General features: G+C 47.2%; 12 protein-coding genes. 4 read left to right on the plus strand and 8 right to left on the minus strand.

The window, feature by feature from the left end; all coding sequences use genetic code 11:
• Window positions 1-34: 34 nt before the first annotated feature.
• The gene (locus tag NQ518_RS05055) at window positions 35-877 is read right to left on the minus strand and encodes a patatin-like phospholipase family protein (RefSeq protein ID WP_227960627.1); all 843 of its coding nucleotides are present in this window, start codon (window positions 875-877) and stop codon (window positions 35-37) included.
• A 152-nt stretch (window positions 878-1,029) separates the two neighbouring features.
• On the opposite strand from NQ518_RS05055, the gene NQ518_RS05060 reads away from it, so the two are divergent.
• From NQ518_RS05060 to NQ518_RS05075, 4 genes are all read left to right on the plus strand, one after another.
• The gene (locus NQ518_RS05060; RefSeq protein ID WP_227960625.1) at window positions 1,030-2,439 is read left to right on the plus strand and encodes an aminopeptidase P family protein; all 1,410 of its coding nucleotides are present in this window, start codon (window positions 1,030-1,032) and stop codon (window positions 2,437-2,439) included.
• Window positions 2,440-2,461: 22 nt separating this feature from the next.
• Entirely contained in the window at window positions 2,462-3,664 is a 1,203-nt protein-coding gene (locus NQ518_RS05065; protein WP_260107761.1) for a C1 family peptidase, read from the plus strand.
• 294 nt (window positions 3,665-3,958) lie between these two features.
• Complete coding sequence (gene recJ / locus NQ518_RS05070; RefSeq protein ID WP_227960623.1) at window positions 3,959-5,695, plus strand: single-stranded-DNA-specific exonuclease RecJ; 1,737 nt, start codon at window positions 3,959-3,961, stop codon at window positions 5,693-5,695.
• Between the two features lie 4 nt (window positions 5,696-5,699).
• Window positions 5,700-7,610, plus strand: coding sequence for a RecQ family ATP-dependent DNA helicase (locus tag NQ518_RS05075; protein WP_227960621.1), 1,911 nt, complete (start codon window positions 5,700-5,702; stop codon window positions 7,608-7,610).
• A 56-nt stretch (window positions 7,611-7,666) separates the two neighbouring features.
• Here the strand turns inward: NQ518_RS05075 and NQ518_RS05080 are convergent, their stop codons facing one another.
• The 7 genes from NQ518_RS05080 to NQ518_RS05110 form a co-directional block, all read right to left on the minus strand.
• Entirely contained in the window at window positions 7,667-8,389 is a 723-nt protein-coding gene (locus NQ518_RS05080; protein WP_227207332.1) for an HAD family hydrolase, read from the minus strand.
• A gap of 14 nt (window positions 8,390-8,403) precedes the next feature.
• Entirely contained in the window at window positions 8,404-9,336 is a 933-nt protein-coding gene (locus NQ518_RS05085) for a CDP-alcohol phosphatidyltransferase family protein (RefSeq protein ID WP_227207334.1), read from the minus strand.
• Window positions 9,333-10,079 (minus strand): ATP-grasp domain-containing protein, encoded by a 747-nt coding sequence (locus NQ518_RS05090; RefSeq protein WP_227207336.1) that lies wholly within the window; start codon window positions 10,077-10,079, stop codon window positions 9,333-9,335. Before NQ518_RS05090 ends, NQ518_RS05085 begins: the two co-directional genes overlap by 4 nt.
• A 41-nt stretch (window positions 10,080-10,120) precedes the next feature.
• The gene (locus NQ518_RS05095; RefSeq protein ID WP_004348400.1) at window positions 10,121-10,870 is read right to left on the minus strand and encodes an NTP transferase domain-containing protein; all 750 of its coding nucleotides are present in this window, start codon (window positions 10,868-10,870) and stop codon (window positions 10,121-10,123) included.
• A 235-nt stretch (window positions 10,871-11,105) separates the two neighbouring features.
• Window positions 11,106-11,810, minus strand: a complete 705-nt coding sequence (locus NQ518_RS05100) for a GIN domain-containing protein (protein WP_227960619.1) — start codon at window positions 11,808-11,810, stop codon at window positions 11,106-11,108.
• A gap of 202 nt (window positions 11,811-12,012) precedes the next feature.
• Entirely contained in the window at window positions 12,013-14,421 is a 2,409-nt protein-coding gene (locus NQ518_RS05105; protein ID WP_227960617.1) for a glycoside hydrolase family 20 protein, read from the minus strand.
• Between the two features lie 327 nt (window positions 14,422-14,748).
• Window positions 14,749-15,882, minus strand: coding sequence for a YncE family protein (locus NQ518_RS05110; protein WP_040562370.1), 1,134 nt, complete (start codon window positions 15,880-15,882; stop codon window positions 14,749-14,751).
• Window positions 15,883-15,891: the final 9 nt, after the last annotated feature.

Below are 15,891 nucleotides of genomic sequence, written 5' to 3' on the forward strand. Positions count from 1 at the left end.
TTTATCCAAAAGATACAACATCTCTGGAAAAGCATCATGATAAGGTTTCGCAGAAGGCATTGCCCAGCATGAAGCCCTCTTGATACAACCGCTCCAGCCTGCCGATATCTTTCTCCATTCGTCCCACCTCCATGGGTCTTTGGGGCCTGATACACACAACCTTCCCCAACTCCTCGAGCCGCTCCACCAGTTCCAGTTGCTCGTTGTAAGCGGCCACTCGGCGGCTCAGGGCCACACGCAGACGGGGATATTTCTTATAAACAAAGGGAGGTATCTTACGGTCGCGTTCCTTACTGCGGTAGCCTTTGTTGCGCGTCAAAATCACCACGTTCTGCGGATGCCCCGTCTCTATGGCCCGCATCACAGGAATCGAGTCGACGATGCCGCCATCGAGCATGGGGATGCCATCTACCCTTACGATTTTGCTGACATACGGCAAACTGCTCGAAGCGCGCACAATATCCAGCGAACGTTGCCGGTCGTTCGACTCCGTGAGGTATTCCGCTTGTCCCGTCAGACAGTTGGTAGTCACCATTTCAAAGGTCGCTGACCGCTGAAAAAACGAATCAAAATCGAATGGTATGTATTCGTTTGGAAATTTATCATACAACAATTCTTGATCAAAGATGCAACCCTGTCTGAGTAAATGTCGCCAACCAATGTAGCCATATTGAGTCAAAAAGTCGATGTTAGACAAGCGCGCCCTGCGCGGTTGTCTGCTGATGTACGACATGCCATTACACGCACCGGCCGACACGGCGACGACATGACGGAAATATACACCATGCTTCATGAAAGCATCCAGAACACCACTGGTAAACACGCCACGCATGCCTCCACCTTCCAACACCAGTCCTGTATTCCTCTCAATATGCATAAAAACAAGTTATTTATTGCAACAAAGTTACAATTTTTCAATCACTTTTTAGTATCTTTGCCGAGAATAAGGTTGTCGCGGACAACAAATCATTGTTTTGTAACATCCATGACAAGCCACAACAGATTACTACACTAACAAAAATTATTATCATGTTCGATCAACAAACTTACATAAGACGCCGCGCCCAACTGAAAAAAGAAGTGGGTCAAGGCCTTATCATCCTGTTTGGCAACAACGAATCGCCTGCCAACGGACCTTTTAACGGTTATCATCCTTTCCGTCAAGACTCATCGTTTCTGTATTATTTCGGACAGAACAGAGACGGACTGGTGGGTGTCATCGACATCGACAACGACACCGAAACCTTGATTGGCGACGACATCGACATAGAAGACATCGTTTGGTTTGGCTCTGTAGACAGCGTCAAGGACATGGCCGAACAAGTTGGAGTGAAGCACTCGGCCCCGATGAAGCATCTCAAAACCCTCTGCAACGCAGCCATCGGCAGCAAGCGCAAAATACATTTTCTGCCGCCTTACCGCCACGACATCAAGTTACAGATATACGATTTGCTGGGAATCCATCCCAGTCAGCAGAAAGAAAGCGCCTCACTCGATCTCATCAAGGCTGTCGTAAAGATGCGTTCTACTAAGGAACCGCAGGAGATTGAAGAACTGGAACGCGCGGCGAAGATTGGCTATCTGATGCACACCACTGCCATGCGCCTGACCAAACCCGGTGTAACCGAGAAGTTTGTAGGCGGTCAGGTAGACGGCATTGCCAACTCGTATGGTGCCATGGTGAGCTTCCCAACCATCTTCTCACAGCACGGCGAAATCATGCACGGCAATCCCTCACTGGCCAAGCTTGAAGCTGGAAGGCTGGCACTGTGTGATGCCGGAGCTGAAACGGTGAACAATTATTGTTCGGACAACACCCGCACCTTCCCCGTGAACGGCAAGTACACCCAACGACAGCTGGAGATTTACAGCATTGTAGAGGCTTGCCACGACCATGCACTCGAAGTTGCAAAACCAGGAGTGAAGTACATGGACGTGCATTTCTCTGTATGCAAGCTTATGACAGAGCGCCTGAAAGAACTGGGACTGATGAAAGGTGACACCGAAGAGGCTGTTAGAGCTGGCGCTCATGCCATGTTCTTGCCGCACGGACTGGGTCACATGATGGGCATGGACGTACACGACATGGAAGCCTTGGGACAAATCTACGTGGGATTTGACGATGAAACTCGTCCCAATCTCGAACAGTTCGGCACCAATGCCCTGCGCATGGGACGCCGCTTAGAAGAAGGCTTCGTGGTAACAGACGAACCGGGCATCTATTTCATTCCCGCACTAATCGACGAATGGAAGGCCTCCGGGCATTGTGCAGAATTCCTGAACTTTGACAAGTTGGAAACGTACAAAGATTTTGGAGGTATTCGTATTGAAGACGATATCCTAATTACCAAAGACGGATGCCGCTTCCTTGGAAAAGACCGCATACCCTATCATCCCAAAGATGTAGAAGCATTTATGGCTAACAATTCAACTAAATAATTTATTAAAACTATTCAAAAACATGAAGAAAATTTTAATGTTCGCCCTCTTGGCCATCATGGCAACGGGCGCACAGGCAGCTAAGAAAAAGACTGCCCCCAAAAACAACAAGCCGGTATTTACCGTTGTTAAGCAAAACAAGATTACGAGTATCAAGGATCAGAACCGCAGCGGTACGTGCTGGGCTTATTCTACCTTGAGCTTCTTGGAAAGTGAAATCTTGAAGAAGACAGGGAAAACGTACGACCTGTGCGAGATGTTCGTAGCACACAAGACATACCAAGACCGAGCTGAAAAGGCTGTACGCATGCACGGTGATGTTAGTTTTGCACAAGGAGGTAGCACATACGACCCTGTTTATTGTTGGCAACACTATGGCATGGTTCCCGAAACAGCGATGCCATTGCCTGGTACAATGACAGGTGACTCGTTGGCTAACTTTAGCGAATTCTTTGAACTCTTGACACCATACGTTGAAACAATAGCAAAAAGTAAGCAAAAGAAAATTTCTTCTGCATGGAAAAAAGGAATGGTAGGAATTCTTGATGCTTATCTTGGCAAAACTCCTGAATCATTTACTTACGAAGGAAAAACTTATACTCCACAATCATTTGCGGCAAGTCTTGGACTGGACATGAACGACTACGTACACTTCACCAGCTACACACACCACCCCTTCTGGACTCAATTTGCTGTTGAGGTGCAGGACAACTGGCGCTGGCCTTTGAGCTGGAATATCCCCATTGACGACATTTGCAGGATTATCGACAATGCACTTGACAACGGTTATACCGTAGCATGGGGTGGCGACGTCTCGGAAGACGGATTCACACGCAGCGGATTGGGCATCGCCTACGACCTGAAGAAGGCTCGCGACCTCTCTGGAACTGACGCTGACCGTTGGGTGAAGATGTCGAAATCTTCGAAGGTAGCCAAGGTAGATTCTCTGGGTATCAACGCCCCAGAAGTGGTTCCTACACAAGAGATGCGCCAGGAAGCGTTCGACAACTGGGAGACAACCGATGACCACGGCATGCACATCTTTGGTATCGCTAAAGACCAGAATGGCAAAGAATACTACATGGTGAAGAACTCTTGGGGAGAAAGTGGCAAGTATAAAGGTATTTGGTATATGACCAAGGCTTTCATTGCTTACAAGACCATGGACTTCATGGTGAATAAGAACGCCGTTCCACAAGATATCCGTAAGAAGATTAACTTGTAAAAGGCTGGGGCCAAAAGCCACCGCCCTACATAACATCTACAGACCGCTTACCCGATAAGGATAAGCGGTCTTTTTGTTCAGTACACCCTAAAAGCACATGATGAGTTGAAATCTGGGTATCAAACAGTTTTGAATTTGAATGCATCGTGATAAAAAAATATTTGAGATAAAAGCAATGGAATATGACAAATATTTTGTATCTTTACACGCAAAATAGCTTACAAATCCCATGAAATTCACACCCGCATCCTTTTTATGCGGACACGGTAAGACAAAATAAAAAAAACAATATAAATGCATTTCAAATGGAATTATGTACCACCTACATCAGAAGAAACAAAGGCAGCCAATGAGTTAGGAGAGAAACTGAACATCAGCCCCCTTCTCGCTCAATTGCTCATCCGTCGTGGCATCACTACGGAGTCTGCCGCCAAGCGATTCTTTCGCCCACAACTGGCAGACCTCATCAATCCATTTCTTATGAAAGACATGGATTTAGCCGTAGACAGATTGAACGACGCCATGGGACGCAAAGAGCGCATTATGGTGTATGGTGATTACGATGTGGATGGCTGTACGGCCGTCGCATTGGTGTATAAGTTCCTGCAGCAATTCTATTCCAACATCGATTATTATATCCCCGATCGCTACGATGAGGGCTACGGTGTGAGCAAAAAGGGAATAGACCATGCGCAGGAAACGGGTGTTAAACTGATTATTATTCTGGATTGCGGCATCAAGGCAATTGACGAAATAGCATACGCCAAAAGCCTTGGAATTGATTTCATCATCTGTGATCATCACGTCCCTGACGAAGTGATGCCACCCGCCGTGGCCATCTTAAACCCAAAGCGCCCGGACGACAGCTATCCTTTCAAGCATCTGTCGGGATGTGGAGTGGGCTTTAAGTTCATGCAAGCCTTTGCTAAGAACAATAGTATTCCTTTTTCACGGCTTATCCCACTGCTCGATTTCTGCGCAGTGAGCATCTCGGCCGACATTGTACCCGTGACAGACGAAAACAGAATATTGGCGTTTCATGGTCTGAAACAACTGAACCAGAACCCAAGTGTGGGTTTGAAGGCCATCATAGACATTTGCAACCTCAATGGAAGGGACATCTCCATGAGCGACATCGTGTTCAAAATTGGGCCACGCATCAATGCTTCGGGACGCATGGAGAATGGCAAGGAGAGCGTGGACCTCTTGGTTGAGAAGGACTTTGCCAGTGCGCTGAGACAGGCAAAACACATCAATGAATACAACGAACAGCGCAAAGACATCGACAAACAGATGACCGAAGAGGCCAACCAGATAGTTGCCAAGCTGGAAAGCCAAAAGCATCATTCGTCCATCGTGCTGTATGATGAGAACTGGAAGAAAGGCGTTATTGGCATCGTAGCCTCGCGGTTGACTGAGATTTACTTTCGCCCAACGGTCGTATTGACACGCGACGGCGAGTTTGCCACAGGTTCTGCGCGCAGCGTGACGGGCTTTGACGTTTATTCGGCCATCAAGAGTTGCCGAAATTTGCTCGTCAATTTCGGCGGACACACCTACGCCGCCGGCTTGACCTTGCGATGGGATGACATCAAGAAATTCAGAGAACGGTTTCAGAAATACGTGGATCTACACATCGAACCCGAACAAACTGAGCCTATCTTAGACATCGATGCCATCATCGATTTCAAGGACATCACCAAACGGTTGCATGCTGACTTGAAAAAATTCTCACCCTTTGGGCCGGGTAATTCTAAACCTCTTTTCGGCACACTCGGCGTGTTCGACTATGGTACCAGTAAGGTAGTAGGACGCGAACAAGAGCACATCAAGCTTGAGCTGGTTGATTCAAAGTCGAGTAACATCGTCAACGGCATTGCCTTCGGACAGAGTGCATCGGCTCGATACATCAAGTCGAAGCGCGGTTTTGACATCGCCTACACACTTGAGGACAACGTATTCAAGCGCAATGCCATGCAATTGCAAATAGAAGATATACGTCCTACCGAAGAAGAGGAGCAGGATTTCTAACGACATGCAGGCCGAAGATAAATACCTGAACATACTGCACCAATACTGGGGGTATACTGATTTTCGTGGCATACAACGTGACATCATCGAAAGTATTGGGCAGCAAAAAGACACACTGGGGCTGATGCCGACGGGAGGGGGCAAGTCCATCACCTTCCAAGTGCCGGCACTGGCACAGGAAGGCGTGTGCATCGTGGTGACTCCGCTCATCGCCTTGATGAAAGACCAAGTGCAACATCTTCGAGAAAAAGGCATACAGGCCACAGCCATCTATTCAGGAATGAGCCAACGGGAGATTACCACGGCGCTCGATAATTGCATCTTCGGGGGTGTGAAGTTATTGTATATCTCGCCCGAACGCATCGGTTCTGAACTGTTTTTGATGAAGTTGCGCCGCATGAACGTCAGCTTTATCACCATCGACGAGGCTCACTGCATCAGTCAGTGGGGCTATGATTTCCGACCAGCATACCTCCAAATAGCGAACATCCGCAAGGAAAAGCCCGACGCTCCCCTACTGGCTTTGACCGCAACAGCCACTCCTAAGGTTATTGTGGACATCCAAGAAAAGCTGGAGTTCAAGGAGAAGAATGCGTTCCACATGAGCTTTGAGCGCGAAAACCTGACGTATGTGGTACGCAATGCGCAGGACAAGAATGAAGAACTCGTTCATATTCTCAACTCAGTGCGTGGCTGCGCCATCGTTTATGTACGAAGCAGGAAGCGCACCAAGGAGATTGCAGAGATACTGAACGCGAATAACATTACTGCAACCTTTTATCATGCGGGGCTTGAACCCGCCGTGAAAGACGAACGACAGACGGCTTGGCAAAGCGATGTGGTGCGTGTCATCGTAGCCACGAATGCTTTTGGAATGGGCATTGACAAGCCCGACGTGCGCATCGTGGTGCACATGGACTGCCCCGACTCGCTGGAAGCTTATTTCCAAGAGGCGGGACGTGCAGGGCGTGATGGCAACCGTTCCTATGCTGTTTTGCTCTACAATGGCGGCGATGAACGCAAATTGGACAAGCGAATTGTAGACAACTTCCCCGAAAAGGAGTATATCAAGAATGTCTATCAGAGTCTGGCTTTCTACTATGAGATAGGCATCCACAGTGGCAAAGGACACACATTTTCCTTTGATATCGGCAAATTTTGCATGACATACAAGTACTTTCCCGTGCCTGTCAATTCGGCCTTACATCTGTTGGCACGTGCAGGTTATCTTGTTTATGAGACCGATCCCGACTCCAGTGCACGTCTGATGTTCCTCATTGGGCGCAATGAGCTGTACAAATTGGAACATCTCACACCTTATGAAGAGAAACTCCTTACGGCCCTTTTGCGCAACTACGGCGGATTGTTCACTGATTATGTTTACATCGATGAGGGGCTTTTAGCCCAGCAAACCGAACTGACGAGAGAGCAAGTGTATCTGCTGTTGCGTGGAATGACGCAGCGGCGTATCGTTCATTTCATTCCACAACGCAAGATGCCGTTCATCACTTACACCCGTGACCGCGAGGAGATTGACCGGCTTATCATTCCTGCTGAAGTGTACGAGCAAAGGAAAGAAGAATACACCAAGCGCGTTCGGTCGGTCATCAACTATGCCAAAAACGATGAAGTGTGTAGAAGTAGGCAGCTTTTACGCTATTTCGGAGAGACCGATGTGCAAGACTGTATGCGCTGTGATGTGTGTCTGGAACATTATACGGACCAGACTTCAGAAGAAAAAATAAAGCCAGCACAAGACCAAATCAAGCTTTTTTTGAACGACGGGGAGAAGCATCATCTGACGGAACTCCATCAACTGTCCATTGCAAGACGCCAATTAGACGAAGCTTTGGAAATGCTCATCGCCGAAGAAGAGGTAACGATTGAAGGAAGTTACATCTTCTTACAACCCTAAAAAAGTCTCACCTCAACCTGTTATAAACTAAATCAAACCTTTATTAAAAAGCCTCATTAGATTTTCAATAAATCGTGAAAATCAGATAATATATAGGTTGGAAGCGTTTCATCATACTGCTTGTCCGTCCATCCTTCACCCTTCAACCAAGCAGTTTGGCAGCCTATTGCAGAGGCGGGTTCTATGTCTTTGTAGAAACTGTCACCAACTGCAAGAACATTAGCGGCTGGCATTTGCAAAACATCAAGTGCCATTTTGAACAGTCGGGCATCCGGTTTTCGGATGTTAACCACAGCAGATTCAATGACATCTTCAAACAAATCGTCAAGCTGAAACTCCTTCAAAACCTGTCTCATGTTACCATAAAAGTTGGTAACCATCACAAGAGGATATCGATGGTGTAGCTTCTCAAGAACAATCCTGTTGCGATAAATGATGGTTGAGACATGCTCATATACACGATTTGTTAATTGTTGGTGCATCCGTTTCAGTTCTTTTTCATCCGCATCCCAGGCTCCAAGGATGCACAACTGCTCCAACTCGAGCCGCAACTTGACATCTATCGTCCTCTTGAGAGTATAATCTGCCCGAACCAAAGGATTCTTCTCGAGCGTGCGTTCACCATGAACATAAGCCTCACGAAAAGCATCTTCCGACACTGGCATCCCCTCTTGTTGGTAAGAATGCCACAACATCTTGCCCCAATGCTGGCCGTTTGTATCGATGGTTCCACCAAAATCAAGTATCAATCCCGTGATGTCTGATGTATTTTTTTTCATAATCTTCTCCATGGTTAAATGTGTTTTGGAAGTTTTTCGAGGTCGCTCAAAAGCAGTTTACACAAGGTTTCATGGCGATTGTGCATGTAAATGTAGAGCATATGAAGAACCACTATCTCGAAGACAAAGTACACCCATGGACAGTTGAGTAGGCAGGTAACGTACAAACAGATAGCACGTGTGTTGAACGTCAGAATGTTGGCATAGGGCATGAGCGGTCGGCTTCCTGCCACGAAACGCTGCTTCACATCCTCTTGTGGATGTCCAAGATAGGCTTGGAAGAACCGCTGAAACGCGGGTGTGCGCCGTTCTTGTCCTCGACAATAGTTGGCATAATTGACGTAAAACAGTCTTTTCAACCATTCATTCTTTTCCAATGACTTATAAATGTCGTATTGTTGTTTCGATTGATCCAATTCACTCCCCTCTTTACCCTTCAAAAAATAAAGATGAATCTGCCGATAATAATCGCCCAAAGAACTTTGCTGTGAATGACACAAGATACCTGCAACGGCCGCCAACGCCCAACTTCCCATACCCCAATGGATATCGGTGAACGGCATTGGTTGATGCTGCAGGCGCATGGCAATCGCCACATAGATACCTAAAAACCACAACTGACTGGCGAAACCATCAAGCATGCGCCCGATAAATGTATGCTGGTGAGTGAGACGAGCCAACTGGCCGTCAGTGCTATCACAAAGATTGGCCAAGAGCAACAGCATCACACCACACAGATTGTGACACAGGTCAGTAAAATAAAAGCAATAAGCTGCTCCTGCTCCAAGAAAGATAGAGAGGATGGTGACGGCGTTAGGATGCACACCAAGTTGTTTCCACATCAAGGCAAACACCAAACCCACAGGTCGTGTGAAGTGAACATCAAGCCACTCTTCCGTGTCTTTTGACTTCATGGAAGCCTGCAAAAGTTCTTGAAACCTGCTCATACTTCCTTTAAAAGTTGTGCAATGGCCCAAGCTGCTTCCTCCCTACAAGGAGAGAAACTGGGCCAATCGTTAAAATCAATGATGCTGAAATGACCATCTTCGCTCACGATACAATCACCGCCAAAGACATCAATACCGATGATATCAGCCAATCTACATGCATGGCGGTGCAGCTCTTTCGCATCAAAAGTGTACCCCTGTTCGGAGGCACGAAGGCGATACCATCTGAAGAAGTCATGCCCAACGCAATAGAATTTCACCAAGTCGCCTTCAACATTCGCACTCTCCACACAAGTTAGAATACCGCGTTTCTCCCATTCATCCTTCCGCTTTCTCAACTCATCCTCGTCTTGACAAAACACCACGTCGTTATCCCTTTGTGCCAAGGCGTCACCACGCTTAAGCCAATAGCCATGCTCTCCTTTCTCGGGAGGCATGGGAATATGGTGCGTTCGCATCAACTTCACGATATTCTTCCGCTCACACGCTTCCACTGCCTTGGGCGTATTTATCACCAAAGCACCCGCTGCGGCTCGTTTTCGCAAGAACTGCAACGTCGCTGGCAAGCGACCCATTGACAAATAAACGTCGGCCTTGAGTTCGTCTGTGAGTTGAGCTTCGTCAATCATCGGAATGTCACCGCCCAGACATTGGATGACAGAAACGAGAATCTCGCGGTCTTTTTGTTCTGCGTCCAGCGAATATCTCACGTCACGACGGATAGCAATGATTTTATTTTTCATATCGTTGGATGAAGGCACTGCGGGCCTTCGATGATTCTGTTTTAATGAGTTTGGCTCAACAACGACGCAGGATTTCGCAAGAACTCCTCTGCCTTTGGGATGTCAGAGGCGTGATCGATGTCCATCACCCGCCCCATGTCATAGGCCATAACCTTCAATTGTTCGGCAATCAATGCTCGTTGAAAGTTGCGCATGCGATGCTCGCCACGCTCAATACAGTGAGCCAAGGTGTCCAACACACGAGGGTGCAGACCATAAACACCACCAGAGATGAAGGTATGGTGACCAGGGTTTTGATCATGAAAGCCCAAAACATTGTACGCAGCGTCAGTTTCTACATAGAGTGGTTTCTCATCATCCACATACCTAGTCACACCCATCAAAGCATCAACACCATGATTGACAGAATGTTTAAAAGTACGAATGTAATCGGTGAAAGCTTGTTCCAAGAAAACCGTGTCTACCGTTGTAAGACAGAAAGGTGAACCCTTGAGCCATGTGCTCATGGCATACAGACTGTGCATTGAGCTGGGTGTACGCTTCATCAGTAGGCGTAAGGGAACACGAACGCCTTGCAAACCATCTGCCTTGAGGTCGCACAAATGAGCATAAACATCGGGCATGGCTTCGTTGCAGATTACGATGATTTCGTCCGCTTCATGCTCCATGAAGATTCGTATCAATCGGTCAATCAACGATTCTCCATGCACTTTTACCAACGGCTTAGGGACATTAATCCCCTCTTTGCTCAAACGTGAACCCTCACCCGCTGCGATAACAGCATATTTCATTCGTATCTGTTTTATCCATTTGTCGACAATGACTGGTCAACACCTTGCTGCGCATTAGCACAGTGACCCGTCAAGAGCCTTTATAATTACAAAGATAAAACATATTTTTGAAATAAGGAAGTGGCATCTCGAATATTCCTTTCAATGTCGTGAAGCCGTGATGCATTCAACAGCAACTGCCTCACAACACCAAAAAGATTGATGCCACCCAAAGAAACACGCTTTTCTTCTAAGGCTAACGATTGGAAAGAATCCGCAAATCGTCAGTGTTTATAGAGCCAGTTCCTCTCACCTTGTGTCTGAAATGCCTAACCGTTCCCGACAGTTCGATGTCGCCAACCCCTTCGAGTTCACATTGCGCCCAGTCACATTTTGCCAGATGAGCCTTGACATCTCCTACTCCTTTGAGCTTGAACGAGGCTTTCGACGCAATCACTTGTTCGAGTTCGATGTCGCCAGCCCCTTTCATTTCCACATTCACTTCATCGCAAATCAGATCCTTTATCTCAACATCACCAGCCCCTTCCAATCGAATTGTTAAGGTATCTGTATCCAAATGTTGATCGATATTGAAATCACCAGCGCCTCGCATCAACACTGAAATAAGGTCGGGGGATGTAAGATAGATATCCACGTCATCACAGGAACGCAGGTTTCTCCATCCATTATTTCGTGTATGCTGGATGGTTAATTCCGTTCCGTCACTGGTGGTCTTGATGTGCTTAATCACATTTTCAGGCCCAACTATCTTGACACTCACAGAATCAGCTTGCACAAAATGCACTTCACAAGCCGTTTGTAAGTTGATGCGTTTAAACGGTTGCACATTCACGCTCTTTGTTATTTTCTTTCCACCATCCTTCTTTTTAACGACGTTCACGCACGATGCGAGTGTCACTACGCATACCACAGCACATGCCAACCAAAGTATTTTCTTCATACCATTTACTATTTAGAGGATTACATGACCTACCAACGAAGGCCATTTACTAACTGTTTATAGGACGATGACACATCCGTAAAAGTTGCAGCGGGCAAAACTTTTATCCGTCATCAACTGCATTTATCTGGTCATGTCATATCCTTTTCATCGAAAAAGTTCATCATGACCATGCACGATGAACTCTTTTCCTACGGTTTTCTTAATCAACCGTTATCTCGTCTACGAACAAGAAGGCGGGCTGTCCATAACCATAATGCCATTGGGGCATACTGTGTTCGGACAACACCTTGATGCGTAGATACCGTGCTTTGACGTTTTCAAGCGTTATCTTTTGCGTGTTTACACTGGGTGGCACAACGTGCGGAAGCGATTGTTTAGTATCCGCAAACACCTCCTTGAAATGCTCTCCATCGTCAGACACCAATAAGGAAACGCCTCGATCGGGGAATATCCAGTTGGATTGTTCGGTAAGTGTGCGCACCGATACACTCTTAATGGGCATTCTGTGTTGTAGATCGATGATGATGTCCATATCGTTTCCCACGAATCCTACCCAGCGTCCAGAGTGAAACGAAGTGTTACCCAGCAATCCATTCACCAACTCTTGTGGACTATTTCCTTGATAAGCATGGTTGGGTGGCGTGCAAAAACGAACGGGTTTCATCATGGCTTTGTGAACAATGATTTGCTCCTTGGTCACATCACTGTGCAGACTATCACTATAAGCTATGGCTTTAATGGTAGCAGATCGCTTGAGACAAAACGGCTTTTTGTACGGTTTGCTTTGCTCATTTGGCTCACTTCCATCGGTGGTATAATAGATTTTCGCCTTCCCTGGTGCACTGAGAGCCACCTCCATGGCTTGCCCTTTGGACGATGGTGTCAGCACCGTGCTCACCGTGAAATAATGTTCAGCATATCGATAGCCGCAGGCTGTGTAGAGTTGCAGCATGTGAGGCAACCGCTGTAAGAAGCTGCCATAATCCTTCTCCTGCTCGCTTGACCACTGCACCTCGCATGCTGCTGCCAACCGTGGCAACATCATATATTCTATGTGTGATAGCGTTTTTACCTGCTCGGTCCACAGATTGGCTTGCACACCAATGATATGCTTTGCCTGTTGTGGCGTCAACGACTTGGGAACAGGCAGGAAAGCATACACCTTCTCAATGGGTAAATAGGCATTGAAAGCCACAGGCTCGTTGGCTCTGTCTTCGGTTTGGTAATAATCGAAATACATGTTCGAGGTGGGACACATAATGGCATCGTGTCCCAAGCGAGCAGCCTCTTCAGCTCCTTGAATGCCTCGCCACGACAACACCGTTGCGTTAGGTGCCACACCACCTTCCAATATTTCGTCCCAGCCACACACCTTGCGCCCATGCTGGGTGATAAAATTCGCCATTTCGCTCATAAAGTAGCTTTGCAAACGCTGCTCTTTGGTATGGTGTGCATCGGTAACAAGTCCCAAACTTTGAATCTTCGCCTGACATTTGGCACAGTTTTGCCACGACTTCTTCGGGCACTCGTCGCCTCCAATGTTGATATACTGACTAGGAAAGAGCTGCATCACCTCGGCAATCACGTCTTTGGCAAACTGCAAAGTGCTGTCGTTGCCGGCGCAAAGCACCTCCTCTGCAATGCCCCACTCTGTGCGTACGCTGTACGGACCGCCCGTACATCCTAACTTAGGGTATGCCGACAAGGCCGCCACCATGTGTCCCGGCATATCTATCTCGGGCACGATGTTGATGTGACGCTCGGCCGCATACTGCACTATCTCCTTGATTTGTTGCTGCGTGTAATAGCCTCCGTGGGGTTTGCCATCCTTCTTGTCCGTGTGTCCGATAGCCGTTTCGGGTCGGAATGCAGCCTTCTGGGTCAGCAACGGATATTTTTTTATCTCGATACGCCAACCCTGATCATCGGTCAAATGCCAATGAAAATTGTTGATGTTGTGCAAAGCAAGCATGTCGATAAATGTCTTGACAGCTTCTACCCCAAAGAAATGACGTGCCACATCGAGCATCGCACCTCGATAAGCATATTGCGGATAATCTATTATCTCACCTGCTGGAAACACAATTCCTGACGAATAAGGCAGCAAGTCCTTCTGTTCTGTTGCTGAACAGCACTTCTTGCTCTTCCCATCCTCTTTCTCACATCTTCCCTTCTCCATATTACACTTCAAGGGAATTGCCTTTCGCAAGGTCTGAATACCATAAAAAGTGCCAGCGGCAGACGCCCCTTGAATAGTTATTTTTTGTGGGGAAACACGCATGCTGTACGCCTCCTTATTGGGATGTGGCAATCCCGTACACAACTCGATGTTGTGTGCATCGGTGGCACTGGTTGCCACTTTGAGTCGCCAGCCTGTGAGTTCAAAGATGTAAGATGCCAGCAATTCGGCATCTTTCTTCAGCACACTGTCACATGCTGGGTACACAATTCGGGTTTGAGGGGTCAGCACAAAGCCCTTACTCTTCACCATGTTGATTTGTCGTGGCAAAGGAATCACACTGTAATTTGCCATGTTTGGCACACTCTGCGCATATCCCATGGCTGCGAGCAACCACAGGCATACGCTCATCAAGATAGTTTTCTTCATATTGAAAGATTGTTCAAGTTTACTTTTTTACAAAGATTGCGCAAGCCGAACACAGAGAAAGTTTACTTTCTATGTTAAGGCGAAGCCAATCTTCTGCAAAGATAGTGCAAGCCGAAGACAGAGAAAGTTTACTTTCTTTGTTGAGGCGAATACAAAGATAGCCAAAATAATTGACCGATGGGGCGTCCATGCTAACTTTTACAACCTTCATGCATGAAGACGCAAAAGCTGCGAACTGAAAAATGCCACCCCGATGTGTTACAACCGAGGTGGCATGTTGCGTCTATGAAGCTCACAGACTATAGTGTATACGATGCAGCGTTCAGCTTACTGCATCACGTTATGATGGTCAAAAACAATGGCACCTGGACCAACGCCGGTGGGTAATGTTTTGAGCAATACACCCGACTCATCATAGATATTCACATAGCCCGGTGTGCTATAATCAGCAAAGCCTGTGTCTGGACTCTTCTTGTAAGACGTAATGTACACATAACCCGAAACGGGATCAACCGCTATTGCAGCCGGACAGTCTACCCCTTCTTTGATAAACGTACTGGTCTTACCCGTATGCATGTCGTACACCTGGTATGTAACAGGTGTAGCCGGTTTGGTGTACGGAGCATTGATGGTGTAGATGCGGTGTGGCTTACCACTCACGCTCATGACGGCCATCATGGTGGCATCGGCAACCTTTTTAGCCTTTCCATACATGAACCGAATGACGCCGGCACCTTGCTGATTGCCTGTCTTATCATACTTACCGGAGTCGAGAACAAACAAACCTTTGGAAACAACCTTGATGCTCGAGGGGTTGACAACCAGCGGATCGTTGATGGATGCCACGGTGCCGTTGATCAGATTGATTTCAGATAAGTTGCCTTTTCCTCTTCCCCAGTCAGAATTAGCCACATACAACGTATTACCATGCACGGTGATTCCTTCGGGATAAGACCCTACCTGGTATTTCTTTTTCAAGCTCAATGATACGGTATCGATGGCTGCCACATAGCCGCCAAACGTGGTTACATACACACATCCATAGGCACTTGCCAAATGGCGGGGGTAATATCCTTCCTTACTACCCAGCAGGTCGGTAATCTTGACTTGTTTCACCGACTTCATGGTGTTCTTGTCTAACACTTCTACCGTGCCTTCTGCAGATACCGCAATGTACATGCGGCTGCCATAAATAATGGCATCATTGGGCGTCATGCCCAGCTTTCGGCCGTTGGCAAGCTCAAAGAAGTTTTGGGTTGCGTTCCAGTTCTTGGTGGAAATGCCCGTAATGCTGCCGGAAATCTTGGCATACTCGTTACCTTGATTAATGACATAAATGCCTGTGGTTTTCATCTTCATTGGAGTAGGACCAGGCGTTACATCCTCTTCATCGTCACTACATGACGTGAACATGGCCATGCCCATCAACAACACGGCAAAACTTAATAAATACTTTTTCATCTTCATTGT

The organism is Hoylesella buccalis ATCC 35310, from assembly GCF_025151385.1.
In the GTDB taxonomy this organism is placed as follows: domain Bacteria; phylum Bacteroidota; class Bacteroidia; order Bacteroidales; family Bacteroidaceae; genus Prevotella; species Prevotella buccalis.